Below are 24,205 nucleotides of genomic sequence, written 5' to 3' on the forward strand. Positions count from 1 at the left end.
TCATTATGCTTGATAAAAGCTATCCGAAACAAATACCCTGCTCATTCCTTAGCAGGGTATTTATATTTATTTATGCAATTTCAGAACCATTTGGAGCATCAGCTGGTGCTTCAATCACTTGCAACCTTCCATCATGCTCAGCAGATAGAATCATCCCTTGGCTAATTTCCCCACGCATTTTACGAGGTTTTAGGTTCGCGACAATGACAACCTTCTTTCCAATCAATTCTTCTGGGTTTGGATAGAATTCAGCGATTCCTGATAAAATTTGTCGATGTGCCTTGTCACCAGCATCTAGACGGAATTTGAGCAGCTTATCTGCACCTTCCACTTTGCTGCAATCAATCACCTCAGCTACTTTTAATTCGACTTTATCAAAATCATCATATTTGATTTGCTTATCCTTCGTTGAAACAAGTTCTGTTTCCGTTGGATCCCAATCACTTGCTGCTTCTTCCGGAGTTGTTCCGCCAGCCATTTGTTCACGAATATAAGCAGCTTCTTCATCGATATCCAAACGCGGGAAGATTGGTGTCCCTTTTGCTATCACTTTTGTATTTCCTGGGAAATGACCGAAGTGAACATTGGCAAAATCGCCTGCAGCATCATCGTTAATACCTAATTGAGCAAAAATATCCTTCGGTGCATGTGTCAAGAATGGTTGTAAAAGAATCGCAGACACACGTAAACTTTCAGCTAAATGAGCCATCACACTAGCGAGTTCTGACTGCTTATCTTCTTCTTTAGCAAGCTTCCAAGGCTCTGTTTCATCGATATATTTGTTCGCACGGGAAATCAATGTCCAAACATGGCTTAGCGCACTACTAAACTGCATGTTCTCCATTTCTATTTGATAATCAGCAATTGATTTTTCTGCTGTAGCCTTTAAGTCCTCATCAAAAGCAGTGACATTTCCAGCAAGTGTCGGAACGTCCCCAGCAAAATATTTATTGATCATTGCTACTGTACGATTTAGCAGGTTCCCTAAATCATTTGCTAGATCATAATTAACACGGGAAACAAAATCTTCTGGTGTGAAGATACCATCGCTTCCAAATGCTACTTCGCGCATTAAGTAGTAGCGCAAAGCATCTAAACCATAGCGCTCCACGAGCATTTCTGGATATACGACATTTCCTTTTGATTTTGACATTTTGCCGTCTTTCATTAGCAACCAGCCATGTCCAAAGATTTTCTTCGGTAATGGTAAGTCAAGTGCCATTAACATAATTGGCCAATAAATCGTATGGAAACGAACGATTTCTTTTCCAACCATATGCACATCTGCCGGCCAATATTTATTAAATAGGCTTTGATCATCTGTTCCATAGCCTAATGCTGTAATGTAGTTAGACAATGCATCAATCCATACATAGACAACGTGCTTCGGATTGCTTGGTACTTTTACGCCCCATGAGAATACCGTACGCGATACGGCTAAATCCTCTAAGCCTGGTTTAATGAAATTGTTAATCATTTCATTTTTACGAGATTCCGGTTGAATAAAGTCTGCATGTGTATTGTAGTAATCTAACAGACGATCCGCATATTTACTCATTCTAAAGAAATAGGATTCCTCTTTAATCAATTCCACTGGATGTCCACTATCTGGTGATTTTCCTGCAATAACATTACCGTCTTCATCACGCTCAACATCGACCAATTGGGTTTCCGTATAGAACGTTTCATCTGGAATTGAATACCAGCCTTCATATTCATCCAAATAAATATCGCCTTGTTCTAAAAAACGTTCAAAAATATCCGCAACTACCTTTTTATGCGTCTGATCTGTTGTACGGATAAATTTATCATTGCTTATATCGAGCATTTTCCATAAATCCTGCATGCTTTCAGCCATACCATCAACATATTCCTGTGGCGTAATCCCTAACTCATTCGCTTTGTTTTCAATTTTTTGCCCATGTTCATCACTACCAGTTAGGTAGAAAACGTCAAAACCCGTCATTCTTTTATAACGCGCCATAACATCGCAAGCGATCGTTGAATAGGCATTCCCAATATGTAACTTTCCGCTCGGATAATAAATTGGGGTCGTTATATAAAAAGTCTTTCTATCTTGTGACATGCATTTACCTCCTAGGTCCAATCCAAATTATTTTATAAAATCTATTGTAGCTATTATAACGCAATTTGCCAAATGCTGTGCAATAGAGAAGTAATCGCACATCACTTTATTAGTATAGTTATCTTAAGTATTAAACCGATTATTTAGATAAATAAATTTTCCCACTAATACTAAAATTTGTTGACACCGTAATCAATAGTTGGTATTCTAATGCTAATATAGGTGTCGAAATATGGCGATTTTTTGTTCCAAAGAAAAATTTAAAGGCAAAAAACACAAATATCTTCTTTTTAAGAAGAATTTTTTCGTGTTTTTTCCCAACCTTGGGGGAGGAAAATAATGAAATCTACTGGTATTGTACGTAAAGTTGATGAACTAGGTAGGATAGTCATACCTATTGAACTTCGACGCACACTAGATATCCATGAGAAAGATACGATGGAAATTTATGTGGACAACGATAAAATTGTCCTTAAGAAATATAAGCCGAATATGACTTGTCAAATTACGGGTGAAATTTCCGATGATAATCTGTCGTTAGCACATGGTAAGCTTGTAGTTAGCCCTGAAGGCGCACAGGCACTTTTAGATGAGATTCAATCGCGCTTAAAATAGTTGGCGCAAGTCTCCATACACCGAATAAACTAAAACTACAATCACAAAGAGAGCTGACGCTTGCTACTAGCACGTCAACTCTCTTTTTTAATTGATGAAATAAAAATTCATCTATTCTAATTACAATTAGGAAATAACCTTACATTATGGTCTGGCTTTTATCATTCCTTAGCTTAATCAATATGATACGTTTGGTAAACATCACGCTTTGGAATATTTCGATCGACTGCCACTTGCTTGATTGCATCCTTACTCGATAGTTCTTTTTCTTCGATATAATGATTCACATGTGCTACAACAGATAAGTCTTCCCACCATACATCTTCGGCTTCTTCCTCTACAACAAGACTTGCCCCTTCGACGACGAGCACAAATTCTCCGCGCATCTCCTGATTTTCAGCCCACTCTATTAATTCCTCTGCCCGACCACGAACAAATTCCTCAAATCGTTTCGTCAATTCACGGGCAATCGCGATATTCCGGTTCCCAAGCTGTTCATGAAGTACCTTTAACGTATCCTTTATTCGATATGGAGATTCATAAAATAACAATGTTGCTTTCAAGCGTTTCAAACGATCCAACTCAGACGCTTTATCCTTTTTCTTCCTTGGTAAAAAACCATAAAAGTAAAATTCGTCAGTTGGTAGGCCAGATCCAATTAACCCACATAATGCGGCATTTGCACCTGGAAGGACGACGACTTTTTGGTCTTGTTCAATCACAGCTTGAACGATTTCATATCCAGGGTCAGAAATCGTCGGCATTCCGGCATCGCTAACAATGGCGATTGTCTCTCCTCGCTTGATTCTTTCCAATAGCTGCTCTTCTCGAGCTATTTTATTATGTTCATGATAGCTAATCAAAGGCGTTGAAAGCTCAAAATGATTGAGAAGCTTTTTCGTATTTCTCGTATCCTCTGCTGCAATTAAGCTAACAGATTGCAGAATATTAAGCGCTCGATAGGTAATATCTTCTAGGTTACCAATTGGTGTTGGAACAACGTATAAAACGCCTGCCTTTTCGTCGTCAAAGCTCTTTTGAATGTTCATCTTGCAACGTCTCCTTTTTCCTTTCTTGAATCAGCAGCATTTTTTCATTTCGGGAAAGCTGTTTAATCCGATATTCCTCTTGCATAGCCGCTTCTTTCGTCGAAAATCTTTCAACAAATACAACTTGAAACGGACCTCGTCCTCGGGTATATTTTGCACCTTTACCAGATTCATGCATGTTTAAGCGATGCTCTAAATTATTTGTATATCCCGTATAAAGTGAATCATCCTTGCAGCGAAGCATATAGACGACGTGTTCACATGCCATAAATAATCTCCTCTGCTTCTTTCGTATAGGAATCGTCATCTTCATAAATATATAATGGCGGAAGGATTTTTAAGTCGGCTTTTCCGTCACGAATCCCTTCAACTAAAAGCATGTTTGCTTCCCTTCCTCGCTTTGGATATACAAGCTGCATACGCTTGGGTTCTAATTTATATTTTCTAAATAGCTCTATGATATCAACAAGCCTCCCAGGCCGATGAACCATGGCGACTTTCCCACCTGGTCTAACATGTAATTTACAGGCCTTCACAACATCTTCTAACGTACAATATACCTCATGTCTAGCAATCGTCAAAAATTCATTACGATTATACTCTGTACGTGACGGCGTTTTAAAATAAGGCGGATTACACGTGACGACATCAAAGTTACTTTGTCCTAATATCGGCTGCATTTCCTTTAAATCGCCATGAAGCATTGTTAGCTGATCAGAAAGATGGTTTAACTCTACATTTCTTTCCGCCATATGAAAAATTCGCTCTTGAATTTCTACACCTGTTATTTCAGCCTTTGTTCTTTTTGATAAAAGCAATGGAATGACACCATTACCGGTGCATAAATCCAAGACTTTGCCTCTTTTAATTGGCACATAGGCAAAGTGCGCAAGTAATACTGCATCCAAGGAAAAGGCAAAAGCTGTTGGGCTTTGGATAATTTGCATATGCTCATCATTTAATAAATAATCCATTCGTTCGTCATTATATAAATTTACCATTGTTAACTCCTTATCCACATTGAAAAGAAAGCTGCCTCGTAGATATATCGAGACAGCAGTGATAGCTTTCATAAAAGAAAGCTTCTTTATTTTGTTTTCTCAAAAAAATCAAGGCAGAAAATGCAGTCTTCATCTCTCCTTGGGCTTCCGAATTCCAGATTACATATATGAAAACCTTCTTCGTATAATCTAGCGAGATTATCATATCCTTCACCAGGGAAGCTTCCTTTGGAAGTTTTCTTATCAGACGCTTCATCCGTAGCTTCTTTTTGGTGATCGAGATGATTACGCAAATTGTGATTCTCTACAGCGAGCCGATGATTTTCCTCGAGCAACTCACTTAACCGCCCCTTTAAATCACCCAACTGTTCATATAACTCACCAATTTGCTTTTCCATATCAGAAACCTGGTCAAAAATTTCTCTGTTCCTCACGCCCACTCACCTCATCATTCTGTGGCTTGCGCTAAAATTCCTTCGTCTATTAATTCATCTAAAGTATATTCAACAACGCGTTCCTTTTCCGGAATTTCGATTTGGATGAGTCGCTCAAGTATATTCAGACCAACTACTTTCCCTTTTCCATATGGAGTAATAATCGCTTCGCCAATATCCGGCAAGTCACGCTTTGCAGTTTCATATGTGTCATTTTCATATTTTAAACAGCACATGAGTCGACCACATAACCCAGATATTTTCGCTGGGTTAAGGGAAAGATTTTGATCCTTCGCCATTTTTATAGATACTGGCTCGAAATCCCCTAAAAACGTTGAACAACAGAGCATTCTGCCACATGGACCAATACCACCAAGCATTTTCGCTTCATCCCGCACACCAATTTGGCGGAGTTCAATTCTCGTTTTAAACATGGAAGCCAAGTCCTTCACCAAGTTCCGGAAGTCAACTCGACCATCTGCTGTGAAATAAAAAATTATTTTATTGCGGTCAAACGTGTATTCTACTTCAACTAGATTCATATCAAGCTTATGTTGTTCAATCTTATCTGAACAAATATGAAATGCTTTACCCGCTTGTTCTTGATTTTCTAAAACGGTTAGCTTATCTTTCTCGTCAGCGACACGGATTACCTTTTTCAGTGGAAGGACAACATCTTCCTCATCAACATGTTTATTTGTGATAACGACCTTCCCAAATTCAATCCCTCGTATCGTTTCTACTATAACATAACTATCCAAGGAAATCGTATCTGTTCCTGGATCAAAATAATATATTTTACCCGCTTTTTTAAAGCGGACACCAATAACCTCAATCATTCCATTTCACCTCTGTATTTGAAGTGCTAGCTGTTCAATCACCAAGGTGGGTTGAACATTTTGCTTCAATTTCCTCTTTGCCTGTAGAACGAAATTCAAGCTATTCACAAGATGTTCCTGGGAAAAGGACATTGCTGCCTTTTCAACGAGCGGATCATTGGAGGTGAAAAATACCATCATATCTTCATTCCCAATATGGTAATAAAGAATATCCTTAAAAGCCAGAAGTAATAAATCCAATCCCTGCTCCTGCTCTTGCCGCTCCTTAAAATGGACTACCCAGCGACTGTGAATAAAGAGATAAACGTCTTCAGGCTTTGTGATAAACATTTCTATTAATTGTACCATTAGTTTTCTAGCTTCTGCAAACCACGCATCTTCGCTCCACCTAAAGGCCTCATCGAAATTATTCGTGAGGGCACTAATGAGCACGGCTTGATTTTCCACCATTCCTTGCTCTATTAATCGGTTTTGAAAGGAAGCCGCATGGAGTGGCTTTAAATCAATAACTTGGCAGCGTGAACGGATGGTTGGAATAATCGATTGACTATTCTCTGTCAGCATAATCGCTGTCGTTTCTTTACTTGGCTCTTCTAAAAACTTCAGAATTCGGTTTGCGGCATTTACAGTCAATGTGTCCGCATCCTTAATTACATATACCTTTTGATTGGATTCGAGACCCGAATACGTAAATTCCTTTTGCAAATTACGTACTTGTTCAATCTTAATCGATTGTCCATCTGGCTCAATCCAATGCACATCTGGATGATTACGAGAATCAATCCGTTTGCAATTATTACATTCATTACACGGCTCTACGCCTGATTTATTACGACAGAACAGACCTTTAGCAATCAGTAAAGCAATTGCTCCTTTACCTGTTCCTCGTTCGCCTTGGAGCAAATACGCATGAGAAACCCGATCTTTTTTAATGCTATTTGTTATAATACGTGTTGCTAGCGGCTGCACGTCAGCCACTTTAGACCATGTTTTCATATGTATCCGTCCTTAAGCTTTTACTTCTTTAATTAGAAATGAATAATTCCTTGTACTAAAACAACCACGTCGAACCACCCCACAGTTCGGGGCGCAGTCCGTATGTCGCTAACTGGGCGCTTACGTATATATATTAATCAGTAATCCTTTAATTTCTCCGATAAGTGCTAGGATATCTACTGTCTTCTTTTCTTGGTTCATAATTTCTTCTGTCAGCCTAATTAGCTTTTCATCTACTTGCTTGACGATTGCTAACTTCCTAGTTTGTCCATCTAAGCCGAAATGATGCGATTTCTCCAAGGTATATCCAGAATAAACGGTTTCCTGTAAAAATCCTTTCACCATTCGTTTAAATGCGGCCAGTTCGCGAAATGACCGATAACGAGCAAGCTTATTTCCTTGCTTTGTAATATTAGTAACAAGCTGTTGTAATTCCTGCTGCTTTAAACTTTGCGTTTGGGACTGAACCATTTTACTGAAAGCCTGTTTATCTGCACTTGCCTTGCGCGCATACTTCGGCTCTAAATTTGCTTGCATTTCGTTTGTTATTTTCATCGGTCCAGCCCCCCTTCTTACTTACTAATTAAAACTTAAAACTGTAAAAATGATTCGACTGGAAGTACAAATACCGTTGCTCCACCAACTTCAACTTTAACTGGCTTTGGAATATAAGAATCTGCATTGCCTCCCATTGGTGAGATTGGAGCGACCATTTGCTCACGATGCGAGCAATTATCCTTAATAACCTCTAAGGCATTATCTACTTCTTGATCTTCGCATCCAATCATCAGGGTTGTATTACCCTCCTTCAGAAAACCACCTGTTGAAGCAAGCTTTGTTGTCTTAAAGTCTTTTTCTCCCAAAGCATTTACTAAACGATTGGAATCCTTGTCTTGGATAACTGCCATGATTAGTTTCATGTGCGTAAGCCCCCTTTATTTTATAAAATTGATAATACGATCGAGCACAGCCCGTTCAACTAAGTCCATGGATTGATCTGCATCAATCGTTTGAATCCGGTTAGGGAATTTGTCTTTAAGAATTTGATAACCTTCATAAACCATTTCATGGAACCCAAGATTTTCAAGATCCAATCGATTCCTCTCTCTATCTTTATTCGCTGCAATACGCTCTAATCCCTTTTTTGGCGTAATATCAAAAAATAAAGTTAAATCTGGCATACAATCCCCAATGACAAATTGATTGATGGATAATACTTCATCAATTCCTAATCCACGGGCATACCCTTGATATGCTAAACTACTGTCAATAAAACGATCACAGAGAATAATTTTCCCTTGCTCCAGTGCTGGAAGTACCTTTTCTACGAGATGCTGTCTTCGTGCTGCAGCATAGAGAAGTGCTTCCGTTCGTTCTTCCATTTCTGTATGATCCGGGTCATGAATAATGTCACGGATTTTTTCAGAAATTTTGATACCGCCTGGTTCTCGGGTCGTTATGACGTCATAACCCCTATCCGTTAGCCTTGTTGCGATTGCTTGAAGGATGGTTGTTTTTCCCGCACCTTCTCCACCCTCAAATGTTATAAAAAAACCACTCATGTTATATCTCCTTCATCATTTCCTGTAGATCTTGATGCCTGATTCCCGTTGTTGAATTCGAACACCTTGATTACGAAGCTGTCGGATGGTAGCAAGATGTGCTGCTGTAATGCGCTCACCCTTAAGAATGATCGGAATTCCCGGCGGATAGGCTATGACTGCCTCTGCTGCTATATGTTCGATACCTTCATCAAAAGGTACACTTCTGTAAGATCTTGCCTGCATTTCTTGATAGGACAAAGCCAACTCCTGAATTGGTTCTGGAAAAAGCTTTGCTATTTCTATTGTAGCATGATTTGGCCCGTTTTTTAATTGTTCCCCGACGCTTTTTACTATTTTTTGAAGCTGCTTTCTTTTTTCAAACGGTGCAAGCCCATGAACAAGCAAAAGTTGATTATGTGATGTAAGTTCTGGATACAAATTTTCTTCTTCGAACAATCGGGCCATATCTTGAATCGAATACGATTGTTTCACGTGTAACGTTATTTTTAATGGATCATCCTGTTCCTCTATTGACAGGATATTGCATGCATCGCACCCATCCAATATGCTGCGCACCTTGTTTACACTTTCCAAGATGCGTTCTATATCGTCGATTTGTAACTGAGCTAAAAAGAAGCGCGCAATATCCAGTGAAGCCATTAATGGATAGGAAGGACTACTCGACTGGATAATTTGCAAATAATGAGCAATACGCTCCTTTGAAACAAGCTTGGAATTTATATGTAAATAGGAAGCCATTGTCATTGCCGGGGCCATTTTATGGGCCGATTGCACAACAACATCTGCTCCAAGTGTTAGGGCAGATGCTGGAAAAGGTTTCCCTAAAGCAAAGTGAACCCCGTGCGCTTCATCGACGAGGACTGGAATGTTATACGAATGTGCCAAATCTATCATAGCTTTAATTGGATACGTTCTACCAAAATAATCAGGGTAGGTGAGCACAACCGCCTTTGCGTCTGGATGCTTTTGTAACGCCTCTTTTAAGGTAGCTAAACTTGGATTCGTGTAGCGATCTACCGCTTCATCATAATCCGGGGCAATAAATACTGGATTTGCCCCACATAGTTCCAAGCCATTCATAACCGATTTATGACAATTACGCTGAACAATGATTTTCTCTCCCGAAGAGCAAGTTGCTAACATCATTGCCAAATTCCCTGCCGTACTTCCGCCGACAAGAAAAAACGTATGATCCGAACCAAAAAAGTCAGCAGCTAATTTCTCTGCTTCGGCAATGATTTCAGTTGGCGCATGGAGATCGTCTAATCCATGTAGCTCTGTCATATCTAACTTTAAGATGGAATCAAAATAAGACCTTGCATGTTTAGGGAATATTTCACCATTTTTATGACCTGGTACGTGGAACGATAGCGGATCTGTGTATGTAAATTGCTGTAATTTTTCAAAGATCGGGATTCGATTGTGATTCATCCTTATCCCTCCTCTATCTTCTATTAAAAGTAAGGTGAATTATAAATGACGTAACAACGACGAAGTGACATCTTTAAGTATACATATTAGTACTAATACGAATAGTAAGGTTTTTTTAGGAACCTTACTATTTCAGTAATAAATATAGCATAGCAATTTTATCATTCCCAGATCAACAAAAGAAGCCTTTGCAAGCAAAGACCTCTGAGTAGCTATGAATATAATTTCGGTTGATTGATATTCTTTAATTTTCGTAAATAATAGTTATACTTTTCTTCTCTTGGCTCCGTATGAATCATATTATACTCGCACTCCGTACAAATGAACATCGTGTATAAATGAATTCCTTTCTCCTTATGTTCCTCACAGATACCGCATTGTGAAAGCCCTAATGAATTAGTTTGTTCCACCTTCCCCACCTCCGTTAAAAACTAGTATCTCCCAATCTAACGAAAACTATACGGGAAAACTTTGAAACTTTTAGGTTTAGGAATGTGTGCCAATGCTTTAAGCAAATATGTTAATTGCAGATAGGGATGTTTTTATACGTTCCTTTCTACAACAAAAAATAATCCAACTACTTGGTATGCATCATCCAAGCGGGGATTATTTTTGTTTCCACTATGAAAAATATGATCTAACTAAACAATAAACAGCTGAATTGCCACCAAGGACGCCAATCCAAATAACCCCAAAAATCCAGATATGACAGCGGTAAAGAGATTAATTGGAATGTGCAGTCCAAACATCCCCCCAAATACATTAAAGAAAAATAAAAACAGAACCCCAATTCCAAGCTTTACTGTAGCCTGTCCAATGAATTTCATTGGTTTAACAGGAGCGCCAACGAATAATAAAATGATAATTAGTCCAACAATGACCGAAATAACAATTACAGAACTCAATTGAAATCAACCCTCTTCCTCAACCTCTTTATTAGTAAAATATGCAGATATTCTATAAAAAAGAACTAAAGAAGACGGGAAAGAAACGATATATAAAAAGACAAGGCCGTTTAAACTCCCACCTTGTCTTTTCGTATCTATGAACTCTAGTAAACTCGCATTGCACTGACATTACGCTTTCTCGCTTCACGTAGAAGAAATAAATACTTTGCCCGAGCAATTGCTTCTTGCTGAAGTCCATTGAGCGAAGGCTCCATACTTTGTTTTACAATAGACTCGATCTGCTTCCATTCTTGTTCTACTTGAATAATTGTACCAAGCAGTTCGTTGTCGACATCTGTTCTCTTTATTTTTTTCCCCATGCACTTCACCTAACTTCTATAAATCTCTTCTACCCTCTAAAGCCTTCGATAATGTCACTTCATCTGCATATTCTAAATCGCCGCCAACAGGTAAACCATGTGCGATTCGAGTCGTGCGAATACCTGATGGTTTAACAAGGCGCGAAATATACATTGCAGTTGCTTCCCCTTCGATGTTTGGGTTCGTTGCTAGGATGATTTCCTTTACTTCCTCATCCTTCAATCGATTGATTAAATCAGGGACATTAATATCTTCTGGTCCAATTCCATCCATTGGTGAAATTGCGCCATGAAGAACATGGTATTTTCCGTGGAATTCCTTCATTTTTTCCATTGCGATGACATCCTTTGGATCTTGAACGACACAAATAATCGAATTATCCCGTGACGTATCCGAACATATCGCGCATGGGTCCCGGTCGGTAATATGTCCACAAATGGTACAATGGGAAAGTTCTCTTTTGGCATTCACTAATGCATTTGCAAAGTTAAGCACATCATCATCTTTCATATTCAAAACAAAAAATGCCAGACGGACAGCTGTTTTTGGTCCAATGCCCGGCAATTTTGTAAAACTGTCAATTAACTTCGATATTGGTTCTGGATAATACATTAAGCCTGCCTCCTAAACGAAAACATAAGCACCCGCTTCAAACCGGGTGCTTATACTTGGCATGGTGATCCCCTGCCGTTTTGTCCTTCAATTAAAACATGCCAGGCATGTTTAAGCCTTTTGTGAACTGTCCCATTGTTTGGTTTGTTTTATCATCAATTTGTTTCAATACATCGTTTGTTGCCGCAATGATAAGGTCCTGTAGCATTTCGATATCATCTGGATCTACAACTTCTTCTTTAATGGCAATATCCGTAATTTCCTTTTTCCCGTTTGCCGTAATGGTAACCATTCCACCACCAGCTGATGCCTCAAAAGACATTTCATGCAGTTCGTCCTGTGCCTGCATCATTTTCTTTTGCATTTTTTGCATTTGCTTCATCATATTGTTCATATTTCCCTTCATGGAAAATACCTCCTTTAATTTAATTATTTGTTGTTTTAATCATGTATTTCCAGTAATTCATCTCCAAAGAGCTTCCTAGCTTCATCTACTAGTGGGTCTCCTTGTTCTTCATCCTTTGGTTTATCTTGTTTGCTTATATATTCCGTACGGAGCTGTGTCCACTCATTATCTGGGATTGGGATAATCGTTAATTGCTTATCCATCACACTCGCAAGTACGGATTCAACTGTCTCCCGATTATCTAAAAATAAGGAGCAGTGGATTTCATATTTAAAGGCGACAACGAGTGTATCTGTGGAAGCAGCTGCAGGTTTACTATCCTGGATCGTTGCATGTGCAGGTGCATTCGCCTGCTTTAGCTTACTTAAAAAGTTAGCCCACTGTGAATGCACTTGTTTTAATGCAGGCTTTTCTGCTTTACCAAGCACATCACGAATCCGCTCAAACGGAATTTTATAGCTGTTTTTCGATGCTCTTGTAGGCTGTCTTCTTTTTTCAGCTGCAGCTGGAGCTTGATTCGTCTGAGCTGGCTGCTGTTTCAAGTTGGTCAGCTCTTTTTCCAATTGCGTCATTTTGTTCATCAGTTTTGTTACTGCCTCGGAATCAACATCAGCTTCAGTAGACTCCTGTGCATGATAACGATTGGTAATCGTTAGTATCGCAATTTCGATAAAAACCTTTGGACTATTCGTCCATTTAATCTCTTGCTGACACTGATTCAGTTGGATAATCGCATCTTGAATCCACTGCGTTGATACAGAATCAGTAAGCGCATGAAAGTTGTCATCCACTCTGGCACGCTCCAGTAAGCCTTCCAAAGTTGGAGCACTTTTGAACAGTAACAAATCACGCATAAAATAAATGAGATCATATACAAATCGTCCCGGATCTTTCCCGCGTTGAATCAGATTATCCAAAAGCTGCAGTGCCTGCTCCACATCTTTTTCATGCATAGCTTTGACAATATCAGTTAAAACTTTTTGAGATACGCCACCTGTTACAGCCAGGACATCATCGAGTTCTACTTGATCCTCACTATAGGAAATTGCTTGATCGAGGATACTCAGCGCATCACGCATTCCGCCTTCAGCTGCCAATGCAACAGTATCCAATGCTTCGCTGGTAACAGATATATTCTCTGCTTCCATAATTGCTTGCATACGATCTACAATTGCTTTATTGGATATCGGTTTGAAGTCGAATCGCTGACACCTAGAAATGATCGTTAATGGAATTTTATGTGGTTCGGTCGTTGCCAAAATGAAGACGACATGCTTTGGTGGTTCTTCCAATGTTTTCAGTAATGCGTTAAATGCATTGATGGAAATCATGTGCACCTCATCAATGATGTACACTTTATATGGTACTGCACTTGAAGCATATTTCACTTTGTCTCGGATTTCACGAATATCATCGACACTCGTATTGGATGCAGCATCAATCTCAATGACATCTGAAATCGACCCATCCAAAATGCCACGACATGCATCACATTCATTACATGGTTCCTTGACTGGTGCATGCTCACAGTTGATTGTTTGGGCAAATATTTTGGCAGCACTCGTTTTCCCTGTCCCTCTAGGCCCAGAGAATAAATAAGCATGCGAAAATTTTTCCTGTACAATCGCATTCTGCAGTGTTCTCGTAATATGTGTTTGTCCTACGACGTCCTCAAAGGTTCTTGGACGCCAAACGCGGTATAAAGCTTGATAGCTCATAATACAGATTCCCCTCTATGATCTATTTCTAATTATACCCGATTTTAGGGGTGAATGTGAACCAAAACAGGGTTAAATATATTTTTTATAACATTCATCTGGAGTTACTGCCACATTTCGTTTATAGGTGGAAGAGGATTCTTTTATTCTGTGGGACTAAAAACCAGGATGGCATATCGTCAGCCACCCTGGTTTTAAAAATTTTAAACAGATGTCGAATTCATTGCTTTTTCCGAAAGCCATGTTTCAAACGTATAGGACATCTCCCAAAATGCGAGTTCATATTCTTTCGCAAGAATAAACTGGTCTTTGATTTTCTCTTTTTCTGTTTCACTTGCCTTTTCCGCTAATCCATCGAGCAGGTCAATCATTTCCTGTGTGGACTCTTGGAACCACTCACTACCATACGTGTTCAGCCAGTTTTGGTAAATTTCTTCTTTCGGTTTTGCGTCCTTGTAGGTCAAACCAATATCAGCATATAACCAGTAACATGGCAGCATTGCGGCTACAATCTGGGCCAGGCTACCAGACAACGACGCCCGATACAGATGCGACGTATACGCATAGGCAGTCGGTGCAGGCTTAAAATTCTCAATTTCTTCATTGGTAATCTTTAAAGTTTCTGCATGCTCTTTATGAACGGTTAGCTCTGCTTCTGCTGTTTTCTTTGCTTTTTCAGCCAGGTTAGCAGCAACATGAAAATCATCCGAATGGGCAGCCGCAAAAGCATGCACCTTGCCGTAATGCTTCAAATAATAGATATCTTGTAAAATATAATTTTTGAATGTTTCCAGTGGCAAATCACCACTTACAATCCCCTGTACAAACGGATGATTTAGACTTAATTCCCAACTTTGCTTCGTTGCCTCTCGTAATGACTCTGAAAAACGCATGGAAAATTCCTCCCCCTAATTTTATTTAATATCCGACTTCCACTACAGCGTTAACAATATACATCAAATCGTTTTTATCCTGCTGATCTTCAAGTAAAATCCCACTGGTGGTTGCCATGCCACCGGGCAATACCTCAACAGTGACTGTGCCATAAGGAATTAACTGTTTTATTCTGTTTTGATCTAATTTTTCAAGATCCAATGGGATACCAAGTTTTACATGTACCTTCATCTTATCTAAGTCACCATCTGGTAGAATTTTCTTCATACCTGGCATGGAATTGGTATGGATTGCATGCATCACCGCTCGTTCTGATGCAATATTCACATCTTGTCCATGCACATCTATTCCTGTGCCTGTCTCAATAAAAAGAAGATTTTCCATTGTCTTTACCTCCTTCCACAATGAACTATTCCCCTATAATTCTTGAACCTGTTTGTATTTTTCTACTTTTTCATCCGTCAGAAAATACAACGCATCGAGTAATGCTGGAATAAATGTTCCAGGTCCCGCTGCTTTTTCCATTGCTAATTCTGCTGCAATTCCATAACTTGTCACTGCATATATACCTGCTTCATAAAAATCATCAACGACACTTACAAAAGGTCCGACAAATGATGAAAGTAAACATCCACTTGCCGTAATATTTTGTAGCATTTCATGACCATTTTTACACAACGCTATTCGCTCGCCATCGGTCACGACGTCTACTTCACCAGTTGAAATGACAACCGTATCGTATTTTTTAGCTACCGTTTTTGCGATTTCTGGATCATTTTCTTGAATAATGGAATCCGGTCCCTTTGCTTCGTCCAGTGTACCAGCCAACACAGCTATTTCCCCAGCATTAGCACGTATTGCCGCAAGCTTTACCGTTGTAAGTATTTCATTAATTATGTTCGTCCGAAAATCTGTCCCTCCAACTGCAATGGGGTCAAGAATAACCGGAATCCCATTCTCGTTTGCTGCCTTTCCAGCCTTTAACATTGCTTCTCCGCGGTCCTCCGTTAATGTCCCAAGATTCAGCACTACTGCGTCGGCAATTTCTCCGTAGTCTTTTGCTTCTCTAGGCGTATGGGACATTGCAGGAGACGCGCCAATTGCGATTAGACCATTAGCAGCAAAATTACTCGCAACTTCATTGGTAATATTAAAAATAAACGGCTTGTCTTCTTTAATTTTTGCAATAACACCCATCAAAACATCTCCTCTCTATAAATTTAGAATGAAGAATAAAAAAACCACCCCGAAATGGAGTGGTTGTATATACAGCTACAAAATAGGTATACGTCGCCAACTCCACTTTCCTACGCTGGTACTAACCAGTTCAGGTTCAAAGGGATCAAGAAATGAATCTTATCTCAGCCAAATGGCACCCCTAGTGGATTTTTTATTTATTCTATCTATATGTTATTTCATTTTTTCGTAAAAGTAAAATTATTCATACGAAAAAATATTTAAAACCCAGCTCTTATCCATATGACATGCAGATTTAGATAGATTTATGACATTTTTCTAGCTACGTTAAAAAACACTCTTTTAAACGCTGTGAAGCGTTTAAAAGAGTGTTTGATTGCATTATGTAGCCGTGCACCCACTTTCGATGTGACGACCCTATGCGTTACTTAAGTTCATGGCTCGGCCTAGGCTTCCCCACGGCACACAGAAAATTCCACTTACTGCTGCTTCCTTCCGGACCTGACAGGGTTCATGGGTTCCTGTTGCGTAGGACCCGGGCGTCAACACCACTCCCTTAAGGCAGACCATAAAATTGCCACACCTAGAGTGGGAATTCAGCCTCGCTATAGCGGATTGCGAGTACAGGGCACCGCTACCTCCCCACCTAGCACGGTATTTACCATTATAACGACATAAACGACAAAATGCAATGGAAAATACCGGTTATCGACTATTTTTTCCTTTTACGAATCGCTCGAAAGAAATCTGTTAGTAATGCAGCACACTCTGTTTGTAAAACACCTGACGTTAATTCAACTTGATGATTAAAGCGTGGTTCATTCAGTAAATTCATTAATGTACCCGCACAGCCTGCCTTCGGGTCAGTTGCTCCGTATACAACACGTTTTATTCGTGATTGGACAATAGCACCTGCACACATCGGACATGGCTCTAATGTAACGTAGAGCGTACAATCCTCTAGTCGCCAGCTTCCAATCTTTTCATTTGCTTCTTGGATGGCAACGAGTTCAGCATGGGATAGTGTCGTTTGCGAAGATTCCCGCAAGTTATAGCCCTTTGCAATGATTTCATCGTTATATACAATAACGGCACCAATTGGAACCTCATTTAACGTTAAAGCTTTTTGGGCTTCTCCAATTGCCGCTTCCATAAATTTTTCATCATTCATCATATCACAACACTTTATTTTAGAGTTTGAACAAAACGGAAAGAGGAAATAATACTAATTAGTCTATATTGAAAAAAGGAGACTGCAAATGGATACATCTCTGGATAACACGGTCGTATTATTTATCGATATTATCAACGATTTTGACTTTGATGGCGGTGACGATTTATACCGAAATACAAAAGCAATTTTGCCTAACCTCATCAAGTTAAAGAAATTTGCTAAAGAGCACGATCTTCCAACTATTTATGTTAATGATCATTACGGATTATGGCAAGCGGATTTCCATAAAATTATTGCTAACTGTAAAAATGATCGGAGTAAGGAAATCATCGAAGCACTCGCTCCAGAAGATGATGATTACTTCCTGATTAAACCACAGCACTCTGCCTTTTTCCAGACACCTCTTCAATCCTTACTTACAGATTTGAATAGAAGTCATCTTATAATGGCGGGGATAGCTGGTGACATTTGTATACTTTTTACTGCCAAAGATGCGTATATGTATCAACTCGGAATGCATGTCCCAGCAAACTGCATGGCTTCAGAAACAAAAGAGAACAATGACTATGCATTATATTTAATACGTTCTGTTATGAAAGCGAATATTGATCCAGTTTAAGTCATATAGCTGACCTCCTTCACATAAGTTGAAATGAGAAACTGTTTTGAAGGAGGAAGTATTTTTGCAAATTCATGTTGTAACAGAAGGAGATACATTAGCGTCTATCGCTAATACATACAATACAACTGCTGTCGCCATTACGAATGCCAATGAATTAGATGCTCCTGATGAGCTCGTCATCGGGCAAGCACTCGTCATTCCAATCATTGGTCAGTTTTACTTTGTCCAATCAGGAGATAGTCTCTATTCCATTGCGAATCGGTTTGGGATGAGCTATCAAGAATTAGCAGCAATTAATAATATTTCACCTGAGATGACACTTCCAGTTGGGTTGCGACTTTATATTCCACCCGCAGCTAAACGTGAAATTACATCATATGCCTATATTGAACCATTTGGGGATACTGTTTCAGAAACCTTGGAAAATGCTGCCGCAAAAAATTCTCCTTATTTAACTTACCTTGCGTTATTTAGCTACCGGGTGAATCGAGATGGTTCTTTGACTGCGCCCCCAATCGGAAATCTCAGGGAAATTGCTGCAAACGCAGATACTGCGATGGCGATGGTTGTGACAAATCTAGAAGGTCCCGGATTTAGCGACGAGCTCGGTCATATCATTCTAACCGTTCAAGCAGTTCAAAATACGCTATTGGATACCATCGTCAATACGGCACAGGCGGAAGGCTTTACCGATATCCACTTTGACTTTGAATTTCTACCATCTGACGATCGAGAAGCATATAATGCTTTTCTGCGTAAAGCAAAGGAGAGATTTTCCCAAGAAGGCTTACTGCTATCCACCGCTCTTGCACCGAAAACAAGCGATGAGCAAGTGGGGCAATGGTATGAAGCACATGATTACGCTGCCCATGGTGAAATAGTCGATTTCGTTGTATTAATGACCTATGAATGGGGCTATAGCTACGGTCCTCCTATGGCTGTTTCACCAATTAACCAAGTTCGAAATGTCGTTGATTACGCCCTAACGGTTATTCCCGCGGATAAAATTTTATTAGGTCAAAACTTATATGGATACGATTGGACATTACCGTTTGTTGAGGGAGGAGCAGCCGCACGTGCCGTAAGCCCACAGCAAGCCATTGCAATTGCCAGGGAACATAATGTCCCAATTCAATTTGATCCAGTAGCACAGGCACCATTTTTCACCTATACAGATGCAGATGGAAATGAGCATGAAGTATGGTTCGAAGATGCAAGATCGATTCAGGCAAAATTCGACATGATTCGAGAACTCGACCTATTAGGAATCGCCTATTGGAAGCTCGGCTTAGCCTTTCCACAAAATTGGCTTTTACTGGATGACCAATTTACAATAACAAAACTAGAATAGGTAATCGAATCTACACTTCGGTAAAACCTATACAAAGACCGCCTCCATTATTCGGAGGCGGTCTTCTTCTTGTTCTTATTTCAATAGATTCACGGATTCCCGATTAAATGCTGGCAGGTCATCTGGTTGTCTGCTTGTTACAAGCTGGTTTTGACAAACAACAACTTCTTTATCAACAACCTTAGCACCTGCATACTCCATATCAACTTGAATCGATTTATAGCCTGTTGCATCACGACCCTCTAACGTTTTGGCTGTAATTAACAGCTGTGGTCCGTGGCAAATTGCAAATACAGGCTTTTTCGCATCCATAAAATGCTTCGCAAATTTTACAAAGCGATCATCCGCCCGTAGAATATCCGGAGAAAAGCCACCAGGAATAAATAATGCATCGAAATCAGCTGGATTGACATCATCAATACCATGGTCAACCGTCAGCGTAGTCTCCTTATTTTTCCCTGTTACTTCATTGCCTTTTTCCTTTTCAATCGTAATAACTTCATGTCCTGCTTCTTTAAAGGCCTCTGCTGGGCTTGTATATTCGACATCTTCAAACATATTTGTGATAACTGTTGCTATTTTTTTACCCATTGTTTATCCGCTCCTTATGATTTGATTCATAAAGAGTCTTCCCATTTAACAGGAATTAAAACATCATCAATGCATGCCCATTAAAGCTCGTAATTCCTCTTCATTCGAAATTAAATCCTGAACCGTATATTCATCAAGCACTTTAAAAAAAGCATGCAAGGCTTTATTCAGTGCGTGTTTTAATGTACATGCTGGGGTAATCACACAATGGTTTGTTCCCTTATCAAAGCATTCCAGTAAGTTAAAATCACTTTCGAGACTACGGACAAGTAACCCTACGTTAATCTCAGCTGCTGGCTTTGCCAGACGAATCCCACCATTTCTTCCTCTAATCGTTTCCAGTAAGCCCATTTTATTCAATTCAAAGACAATCTTCCCTAAATGATGCTGCGAGATGTTGAAAACCTCTGAGATTTCTTTAATACTAGCAAGCTCATCATTCGGTTTCGTTCCTGTATAAATTAAAACGCGCAATGCGTAATCGGTATACTTTTTTAATTGCATGATGAATCACCTCGTTAACCTCTTCACAATATTGTAACACAAAATCGTTTTTCACTATTGATACAGTGCAAATAAAACATCTATAATTAAACATGTATTATAAATACAGGTTTTAAAAAAACGGTAAGGAGTGCTTTGATATGACAACAGAAACAGCTACTGGATTAGATCAAAAAACTAGAGACATTATAAAAGCTACTGTACCAGTTTTAGAGGAACATGGAACTGCAATAACTAAACGATTTTATCAAATGATGTTTGAAAATCACCCAGAATTAAAGCATATTTTTAACCAAACGAATCAACGAAAAGGCGATCAACCGAAAGCGCTCGCGAATACGGTTTACGCAGCTGCTGTCCATATCGACAACTTAGAAGCTATCGTACCCGTTGTAAAGCAAATTGCCCAAAAACACCGCAGCTTAAATATTAAGCCAGAGCATTATCCAATTGTTGGTGAGAATTTATTATTAGCAATTAAAGATGTGTTAGGAGATGCAGCAACAGATGAGATTATAGATGCTTGGGCAAAAGCATATGGTGTGATCGCAGATGTATTTATTTCTGTTGAAGCTGAAATGTATGACGAGGTAAAAGAAACGCCTGGTGGATGGGTAGACTATCGTAACTTTAAAGTCATTAAAAAAGAGGTAGAGAGTGATGTTATTACATCATTCTATTTACAGCCAGAAGATGGAGAGGCATTTCCTTCCTATCGAGCTGGACAGTATATTACCGTGAAGGCTGTCATTGACGGAGAAGCGTATAACCATTTACGTCAATATAGTTTATCTGCTGCTCCAGGTGGGGACTTTTATCGAATTAGTGTAAAACGCGAAGATGCTGCTTTAGATCAGCCAAAAGGAGTTGTATCTAGTTTCCTACATGAACATGTTAATGAAGGAGACATCCTACCAATCAGTGCACCAGCTGGGGACTTCTTTTTAGATGTGGAAGACACTAGACCACTCGCCCTAATTAGTGGTGGTGTTGGATTAACACCTATGATCAGTATGCTTGAAACAGCAATTAAAGAACAACCTGAACGTGAGATTATTTATATCCACGCTGCACAATCAAGTAAATTCCATTCAATGAAAGATCGTGTCGAAGAAATCGCTGGGCAAAATAACCATGTGAAAAGCTATACCGTGTATGACAGCCCTAGCGAAGGTGATTCGTTTGATAAAGCAGGTAGAATTGATGATGAATGGTTAGCTTCCATTCTGCCAACAAACGATGCTGCATTTTATTTCTGTGGACCGAAAGGCTTTATGCGTGCGATGTATCAACACTTGAAAGCATATCAAGTGAATGACACGGATATCCACTTTGAAATCTTTGGACCGTCCGATGATATTACGAAATAAATAGCATTTGATAAAGGCAGCCAAGCTAGGCTGTCTTTTTTCTCCCTTGTTAAGCAGCAAAGCAGTTACTTCTTTTACAAAAAAACTTAATCACGATAAAGCACATTATCGAATGCTCCAATTCGTTGTAGCCCTCGATAAATTTGCGCTGGCATAATATACCTTCTAAGATTTGTGGATCGGTTTATCATTGTTGTTGCAAGATCGACCTTCCCGTCATTTCCAAAGTAAAAAGCTTGCCAGACAAATTTGGAGCAATAGTTTTGTTGGATATCTCGAAGATTCCTCGTATACTGATAAGCATTTATCTGCTCCTTATGCCGCTTTGCCCATCTTGCTGCATTTTTTGCTTCTTCCTTATTTGGATGTCGTAATATCGTCAGCTTCTCGCCCTTTTTATGCCTGCTTAAATAAATCGGCATACTATCTCCATGCCCATAGCTCGGCCACCTATTTACATGATAAATTCGAAAGTCCTCGCCAATAATCCCAGCATGTCCTACGACAATGGAAGATAATGCAGTCTTATGGGAATAAAGTACATCTCCCGGAATCATGTAAATCGTCGTTTCTGGATAAAAGTGGATGGGGTCATCAGATACATACCTGTCGTTCATCGTATAAACGCTCCTCTATAAATTAACTGTAACTTACAGCATAAGGAAAAACTTTGGTCGTTGCTACTAGAAAGCAATCAACCAAAGTTATATGAACTTACTCTTCTAATGTTGATGTATCCCCAGTTGGTAGACCAAGCTCCCAGGACTTCAACAGGCGACGCATAATTTTACCACTTCTTGTTTTCGGAATGCTGTCGCGAATCTCGATTTCCCTTGGTGCAGCATGTGCACTGAGACCCGTTTTAACAAATTGGCGGATTTCCTCTAACAGTTCATCCGATTTTTCATAGCCCTCATTCAAGGAAATAAATGCCTTTATGATTTCCCCACGTTCTGGATGTGGTTTTCCAATGACACCAGCTTCAGCAACAGCTGGGTGTTCAATTAACTTACTCTCTACCTCAAATGGACCAACACGCTCACCAGATGTATTAATGACATCATCTAGGCGCCCTTGGAACCAAAAGTAACCATCTTCATCACGGTATGCACTATCTCCAGAGACATACCAGCCATTAATAAAATAGCTTTCATATTTTCCTGGGTTATTCCAAATTTGCCGCATCATCGCAGGCCAGCCCTCTTTAATTGCTAAATTACCCATTTGATTTGGCGGAAGTTCATTTCCTTCATGATCAACAATCGATGCCTCAATACCAGGAATCGGTTTCCCCATTGAACCTGGACGAATTTCTAACGTAGGCAGGTTTACGATGAGCTGTGCACCTGTTTCTGTCATCCACCATGTATCATGGATGCGTAGATTGAACGCTTTCAATCCCCATGTAACAACCTCTGGATTCAATGGCTCTCCAACACTCATAATATGACGTAATGAGGTAAGGTTGTATTTCCTTAGTGCACCCTCTCCGTGACTAACAAGCATCCGTAATGCTGTTGGAGCAGTATACCATACGGTTACCTCGTTTTTCTCCAATGTTTCATACCAGTCATCTGGAGTAAAACGACCGCCACGAATAACGTTCGTAACACCATGCAGCAAAGGCGCAAAGATACCATAACTTGTCCCCGTTACCCAACCTGGGTCAGCCGTACACCAGTATACATCGTCTTCTTTCAAATCGAGAACCCATTCCCCTGTTGCATAATGCTGAATCATGGCGTTATGCACATGGTAAACGCCCTTAGGCTTCCCAGTAGATCCCGATGTATAGTGAAGCAGCATGCCATCTTCTAAATTAACCCATTCAATATCAAATTCGTCTGAAGCCCCGGCCATTTCACGATGATAATCAATATAAGTATGAGCGACCCCTGATTCACCAACAAGAATAATCGTCTCTAATTTTGGTAATTCATCTTGTGGAACCCGCTCAATTAGTGCTGGTGTCGTTATAAGTACTTTTGCTTCACTATCCTGCAAGCGATCTCGGACAGCTTGCTCCATAAACGCTTCGAATAAAGGTCCTGCAATTGCACCCGTTTTTAATATCCCAAAGAAGGCCGCATAAAATTCAGGACTTCTTGGCATAAAGAGGAAAACACGATCTCCTTTGTTTACATCATGCTTCTTTAATACATTTGCAAACCTGTTACTCTGTTTACTCAAATCAGCAAACGTCAGCCGCTCCTCACGACCAGGAGCAGAATATAATAAAGCTACTTTATCTTTTTTAGCAGGATTCTCTGCATGGCGATCCAATGCTTCGTATGCGATATTTACCTTACCAGTCTCGTTCCAGGTAAAGTGCTTGTTTACATCATCCCATTTGAAGTTTTCTCTTGTTTTTTGGTAATCTTTTAAATTATAATCTTCACTTCTTGCTGGTATTACTTGCATATCCATCCAATCACCTCATCTTCTTTGTAATCGATTTCATTATTTTCATCAAATAATTAAT

The 24,205-nt window shown here is 39.6% G+C and carries 29 protein-coding genes, 1 other RNA gene and 1 riboswitch; of the genes, 4 read left to right on the plus strand and 26 right to left on the minus strand.

What is annotated here, in order from left to right:
* Nucleotides 1-70: 70 nt before the first annotated feature.
* Entirely contained in the window at nt 71-2,086 is a 2,016-nt protein-coding gene (gene metG / locus F1560_RS16795) for a methionine--tRNA ligase (protein ID WP_149475808.1), read from the minus strand.
* Between the two features lie 339 nt (nt 2,087-2,425).
* Between metG and F1560_RS16800 the strand changes: the two genes are divergently transcribed.
* Complete coding sequence (locus F1560_RS16800; RefSeq protein WP_149475809.1) at nt 2,426-2,701, plus strand: transition state genes transcriptional regulator AbrB; 276 nt, start codon at nt 2,426-2,428, stop codon at nt 2,699-2,701.
* Between the two features lie 173 nt (nt 2,702-2,874).
* Here the strand turns inward: F1560_RS16800 and rsmI are convergent, their stop codons facing one another.
* The 21 genes from rsmI to tadA form a co-directional block, all read right to left on the minus strand.
* Nucleotides 2,875-3,750, minus strand: a complete 876-nt coding sequence (gene rsmI / locus F1560_RS16805) for a 16S rRNA (cytidine(1402)-2'-O)-methyltransferase (RefSeq protein WP_149475810.1) — start codon at nt 3,748-3,750, stop codon at nt 2,875-2,877.
* Nucleotides 3,728-4,018, minus strand: a complete 291-nt coding sequence (locus tag F1560_RS16810; RefSeq protein ID WP_149475811.1) for a GIY-YIG nuclease family protein — start codon at nt 4,016-4,018, stop codon at nt 3,728-3,730. Before F1560_RS16810 ends, rsmI begins: the two co-directional genes overlap by 23 nt.
* Nucleotides 4,008-4,751, minus strand: coding sequence for a tRNA1(Val) (adenine(37)-N6)-methyltransferase (locus F1560_RS16815; RefSeq protein WP_149475812.1), 744 nt, complete (start codon nt 4,749-4,751; stop codon nt 4,008-4,010). Before F1560_RS16815 ends, F1560_RS16810 begins: the two co-directional genes overlap by 11 nt.
* A gap of 86 nt (nt 4,752-4,837) precedes the next feature.
* Complete coding sequence (gene yabA / locus F1560_RS16820; RefSeq protein ID WP_149475813.1) at nt 4,838-5,185, minus strand: DNA replication initiation control protein YabA; 348 nt, start codon at nt 5,183-5,185, stop codon at nt 4,838-4,840.
* 14 nt (nt 5,186-5,199) lie between these two features.
* Nucleotides 5,200-6,024 (minus strand): PSP1 domain-containing protein, encoded by an 825-nt coding sequence (locus tag F1560_RS16825; RefSeq protein WP_149475814.1) that lies wholly within the window; start codon nt 6,022-6,024, stop codon nt 5,200-5,202.
* A 6-nt stretch (nt 6,025-6,030) separates the two neighbouring features.
* Nucleotides 6,031-7,020, minus strand: coding sequence for a DNA polymerase III subunit delta' (gene holB / locus F1560_RS16830; protein WP_149475815.1), 990 nt, complete (start codon nt 7,018-7,020; stop codon nt 6,031-6,033).
* Nucleotides 7,021-7,140: 120 nt separating this feature from the next.
* Nucleotides 7,141-7,575: a YaaR family protein gene (locus F1560_RS16835; protein ID WP_149475816.1), complete on the minus strand. Its 435-nt coding sequence runs from the start codon at nt 7,573-7,575 to the stop codon at nt 7,141-7,143.
* 35 nt (nt 7,576-7,610) lie between these two features.
* Nucleotides 7,611-7,940, minus strand: coding sequence for a cyclic-di-AMP receptor (locus tag F1560_RS16840; protein WP_149475817.1), 330 nt, complete (start codon nt 7,938-7,940; stop codon nt 7,611-7,613).
* A gap of 15 nt (nt 7,941-7,955) precedes the next feature.
* Nucleotides 7,956-8,582, minus strand: coding sequence for a dTMP kinase (tmk, locus tag F1560_RS16845; protein ID WP_149475818.1), 627 nt, complete (start codon nt 8,580-8,582; stop codon nt 7,956-7,958).
* A 15-nt stretch (nt 8,583-8,597) separates the two neighbouring features.
* Nucleotides 8,598-10,016, minus strand: coding sequence for an aminotransferase class I/II-fold pyridoxal phosphate-dependent enzyme (locus tag F1560_RS16850; RefSeq protein WP_149475819.1), 1,419 nt, complete (start codon nt 10,014-10,016; stop codon nt 8,598-8,600).
* 212 nt (nt 10,017-10,228) lie between these two features.
* Nucleotides 10,229-10,426, minus strand: a complete 198-nt coding sequence (locus F1560_RS16855) for a sigma factor G inhibitor Gin (RefSeq protein WP_149475820.1) — start codon at nt 10,424-10,426, stop codon at nt 10,229-10,231.
* Between the two features lie 231 nt (nt 10,427-10,657).
* A complete protein-coding gene (locus F1560_RS16860) occupies nt 10,658-10,921 on the minus strand; it encodes a pro-sigmaK processing inhibitor BofA family protein (protein WP_149475821.1) in 264 nt (87 codons plus the stop codon).
* 146 nt (nt 10,922-11,067) lie between these two features.
* Nucleotides 11,068-11,283: a YaaL family protein gene (locus F1560_RS16865; protein ID WP_149475822.1), complete on the minus strand. Its 216-nt coding sequence runs from the start codon at nt 11,281-11,283 to the stop codon at nt 11,068-11,070.
* Nucleotides 11,284-11,299: 16 nt separating this feature from the next.
* Nucleotides 11,300-11,896, minus strand: coding sequence for a recombination mediator RecR (recR, locus tag F1560_RS16870; RefSeq protein ID WP_149475823.1), 597 nt, complete (start codon nt 11,894-11,896; stop codon nt 11,300-11,302).
* A 91-nt stretch (nt 11,897-11,987) separates the two neighbouring features.
* The gene (locus F1560_RS16875) at nt 11,988-12,302 is read right to left on the minus strand and encodes a YbaB/EbfC family nucleoid-associated protein (protein ID WP_149475824.1); all 315 of its coding nucleotides are present in this window, start codon (nt 12,300-12,302) and stop codon (nt 11,988-11,990) included.
* Nucleotides 12,303-12,337: 35 nt separating this feature from the next.
* Nucleotides 12,338-14,020, minus strand: coding sequence for a DNA polymerase III subunit gamma/tau (dnaX, locus tag F1560_RS16880; RefSeq protein ID WP_149475825.1), 1,683 nt, complete (start codon nt 14,018-14,020; stop codon nt 12,338-12,340).
* A gap of 203 nt (nt 14,021-14,223) precedes the next feature.
* Complete coding sequence (gene tenA, locus F1560_RS16885) at nt 14,224-14,913, minus strand: thiaminase II (RefSeq protein ID WP_149475826.1); 690 nt, start codon at nt 14,911-14,913, stop codon at nt 14,224-14,226.
* A 25-nt stretch (nt 14,914-14,938) separates the two neighbouring features.
* Nucleotides 14,939-15,298, minus strand: coding sequence for a Lin0512 family protein (locus F1560_RS16890; protein WP_149475925.1), 360 nt, complete (start codon nt 15,296-15,298; stop codon nt 14,939-14,941).
* Between the two features lie 33 nt (nt 15,299-15,331).
* Nucleotides 15,332-16,111, minus strand: coding sequence for a hydroxyethylthiazole kinase (gene thiM / locus F1560_RS16895; protein WP_149475827.1), 780 nt, complete (start codon nt 16,109-16,111; stop codon nt 15,332-15,334).
* A gap of 90 nt (nt 16,112-16,201) precedes the next feature.
* Nucleotides 16,202-16,304, minus strand: a riboswitch (TPP riboswitch).
* A gap of 196 nt (nt 16,305-16,500) precedes the next feature.
* Nucleotides 16,501-16,766, minus strand: an RNA gene (ffs, locus tag F1560_RS16900) — signal recognition particle sRNA large type.
* 57 nt (nt 16,767-16,823) lie between these two features.
* A complete protein-coding gene (tadA, locus tag F1560_RS16905; RefSeq protein WP_149475828.1) occupies nt 16,824-17,285 on the minus strand; it encodes a tRNA adenosine(34) deaminase TadA in 462 nt (153 codons plus the stop codon).
* An 85-nt stretch (nt 17,286-17,370) separates the two neighbouring features.
* On the opposite strand from tadA, the gene F1560_RS16910 reads away from it, so the two are divergent.
* Nucleotides 17,371-17,904 carry a cysteine hydrolase family protein gene (locus F1560_RS16910; protein WP_149475829.1) on the plus strand — a complete coding sequence of 178 codons (534 nt, stop codon included), beginning with the start codon at nt 17,371-17,373 and terminating at the stop codon, nt 17,902-17,904.
* A gap of 64 nt (nt 17,905-17,968) precedes the next feature.
* A complete protein-coding gene (locus F1560_RS16915; protein WP_149475830.1) occupies nt 17,969-19,258 on the plus strand; it encodes a glycoside hydrolase family 18 protein in 1,290 nt (429 codons plus the stop codon).
* Nucleotides 19,259-19,333: 75 nt separating this feature from the next.
* Here F1560_RS16915 and F1560_RS16920 read toward each other — a convergent pair whose 3' ends face one another.
* Both F1560_RS16920 and F1560_RS16925 read right to left on the minus strand, forming a co-directional pair.
* Nucleotides 19,334-19,849 carry a type 1 glutamine amidotransferase domain-containing protein gene (locus F1560_RS16920; RefSeq protein WP_149475831.1) on the minus strand — a complete coding sequence of 172 codons (516 nt, stop codon included), beginning with the start codon at nt 19,847-19,849 and terminating at the stop codon, nt 19,334-19,336.
* 66 nt (nt 19,850-19,915) lie between these two features.
* Nucleotides 19,916-20,353: an Rrf2 family transcriptional regulator gene (locus F1560_RS16925; RefSeq protein WP_149475832.1), complete on the minus strand. Its 438-nt coding sequence runs from the start codon at nt 20,351-20,353 to the stop codon at nt 19,916-19,918.
* Between the two features lie 140 nt (nt 20,354-20,493).
* On the opposite strand from F1560_RS16925, the gene hmpA reads away from it, so the two are divergent.
* On the plus strand, nt 20,494-21,723 hold the full coding sequence (gene hmpA, locus F1560_RS16930) for an NO-inducible flavohemoprotein (RefSeq protein ID WP_149475833.1): 1,230 nt from the start codon (nt 20,494-20,496) through the stop codon (nt 21,721-21,723).
* A gap of 86 nt (nt 21,724-21,809) precedes the next feature.
* Here the strand turns inward: hmpA and F1560_RS16935 are convergent, their stop codons facing one another.
* Nucleotides 21,810-22,340: a hypothetical protein gene (locus tag F1560_RS16935; protein ID WP_149475834.1), complete on the minus strand. Its 531-nt coding sequence runs from the start codon at nt 22,338-22,340 to the stop codon at nt 21,810-21,812.
* 97 nt (nt 22,341-22,437) lie between these two features.
* Nucleotides 22,438-24,150 carry an acetate--CoA ligase gene (acsA, locus tag F1560_RS16940; protein ID WP_149475835.1) on the minus strand — a complete coding sequence of 571 codons (1,713 nt, stop codon included), beginning with the start codon at nt 24,148-24,150 and terminating at the stop codon, nt 22,438-22,440.
* Nucleotides 24,151-24,205: the final 55 nt, after the last annotated feature.

Origin of the sequence: Oceanobacillus polygoni (assembly GCF_008304605.1) — a bacterium.
Taxonomy (GTDB): Bacteria; Bacillota; Bacilli; order Bacillales; family Amphibacillaceae; genus Oceanobacillus; species Oceanobacillus polygoni.

Bases quoted from the DNA above. Each gene is read 5' to 3' on its own strand.
- tenA (WP_149475826.1), bottom strand. From the start codon at position 14,913: ATGCGTTTTTCAGAGTCATTACGAGAGGCAACGAAGCAAAGTTGGGAA.
- hmpA (WP_149475833.1), top strand. From the start codon at position 20,494: ATGACAACAGAAACAGCTACTGGATTAGATCAAAAAACTAGAGACATT.
- F1560_RS16925 (WP_149475832.1), bottom strand. From the start codon at position 20,353: ATGCAATTAAAAAAGTATACCGATTACGCATTGCGCGTTTTAATTTAT.
- tadA (WP_149475828.1), bottom strand. From the start codon at position 17,285: ATGATGAATGATGAAAAATTTATGGAAGCGGCAATTGGAGAAGCCCAA.
- F1560_RS16935 (WP_149475834.1), bottom strand. From the start codon at position 22,340: ATGAACGACAGGTATGTATCTGATGACCCCATCCACTTTTATCCAGAA.
- F1560_RS16800 (WP_149475809.1), top strand. From the start codon at position 2,426: ATGAAATCTACTGGTATTGTACGTAAAGTTGATGAACTAGGTAGGATA.
- tmk (WP_149475818.1), bottom strand. From the start codon at position 8,582: ATGAGTGGTTTTTTTATAACATTTGAGGGTGGAGAAGGTGCGGGAAAA.
- F1560_RS16810 (WP_149475811.1), bottom strand. From the start codon at position 4,018: ATGGCATGTGAACACGTCGTCTATATGCTTCGCTGCAAGGATGATTCA.
- F1560_RS16865 (WP_149475822.1), bottom strand. From the start codon at position 11,283: ATGGGGAAAAAAATAAAGAGAACAGATGTCGACAACGAACTGCTTGGT.
- recR (WP_149475823.1), bottom strand. From the start codon at position 11,896: ATGTATTATCCAGAACCAATATCGAAGTTAATTGACAGTTTTACAAAA.
- dnaX (WP_149475825.1), bottom strand. From the start codon at position 14,020: ATGAGCTATCAAGCTTTATACCGCGTTTGGCGTCCAAGAACCTTTGAG.
- F1560_RS16835 (WP_149475816.1), bottom strand. From the start codon at position 7,575: ATGAAAATAACAAACGAAATGCAAGCAAATTTAGAGCCGAAGTATGCG.
- F1560_RS16875 (WP_149475824.1), bottom strand. From the start codon at position 12,302: ATGAAGGGAAATATGAACAATATGATGAAGCAAATGCAAAAAATGCAA.
- F1560_RS16840 (WP_149475817.1), bottom strand. From the start codon at position 7,940: ATGAAACTAATCATGGCAGTTATCCAAGACAAGGATTCCAATCGTTTA.
- F1560_RS16825 (WP_149475814.1), bottom strand. From the start codon at position 6,024: ATGATTGAGGTTATTGGTGTCCGCTTTAAAAAAGCGGGTAAAATATAT.
- holB (WP_149475815.1), bottom strand. From the start codon at position 7,020: ATGAAAACATGGTCTAAAGTGGCTGACGTGCAGCCGCTAGCAACACGT.
- F1560_RS16850 (WP_149475819.1), bottom strand. From the start codon at position 10,016: ATGAATCACAATCGAATCCCGATCTTTGAAAAATTACAGCAATTTACA.
- F1560_RS16890 (WP_149475925.1), bottom strand. From the start codon at position 15,298: ATGGAAAATCTTCTTTTTATTGAGACAGGCACAGGAATAGATGTGCAT.
- metG (WP_149475808.1), bottom strand. From the start codon at position 2,086: ATGTCACAAGATAGAAAGACTTTTTATATAACGACCCCAATTTATTAT.
- F1560_RS16920 (WP_149475831.1), bottom strand. From the start codon at position 19,849: ATGGGTAAAAAAATAGCAACAGTTATCACAAATATGTTTGAAGATGTC.
- F1560_RS16815 (WP_149475812.1), bottom strand. From the start codon at position 4,751: ATGGTAAATTTATATAATGACGAACGAATGGATTATTTATTAAATGAT.
- rsmI (WP_149475810.1), bottom strand. From the start codon at position 3,750: ATGAACATTCAAAAGAGCTTTGACGACGAAAAGGCAGGCGTTTTATAC.
- F1560_RS16910 (WP_149475829.1), top strand. From the start codon at position 17,371: ATGGATACATCTCTGGATAACACGGTCGTATTATTTATCGATATTATC.
- acsA (WP_149475835.1), bottom strand. From the start codon at position 24,150: ATGGATATGCAAGTAATACCAGCAAGAAGTGAAGATTATAATTTAAAA.
- thiM (WP_149475827.1), bottom strand. From the start codon at position 16,111: ATGGGTGTTATTGCAAAAATTAAAGAAGACAAGCCGTTTATTTTTAAT.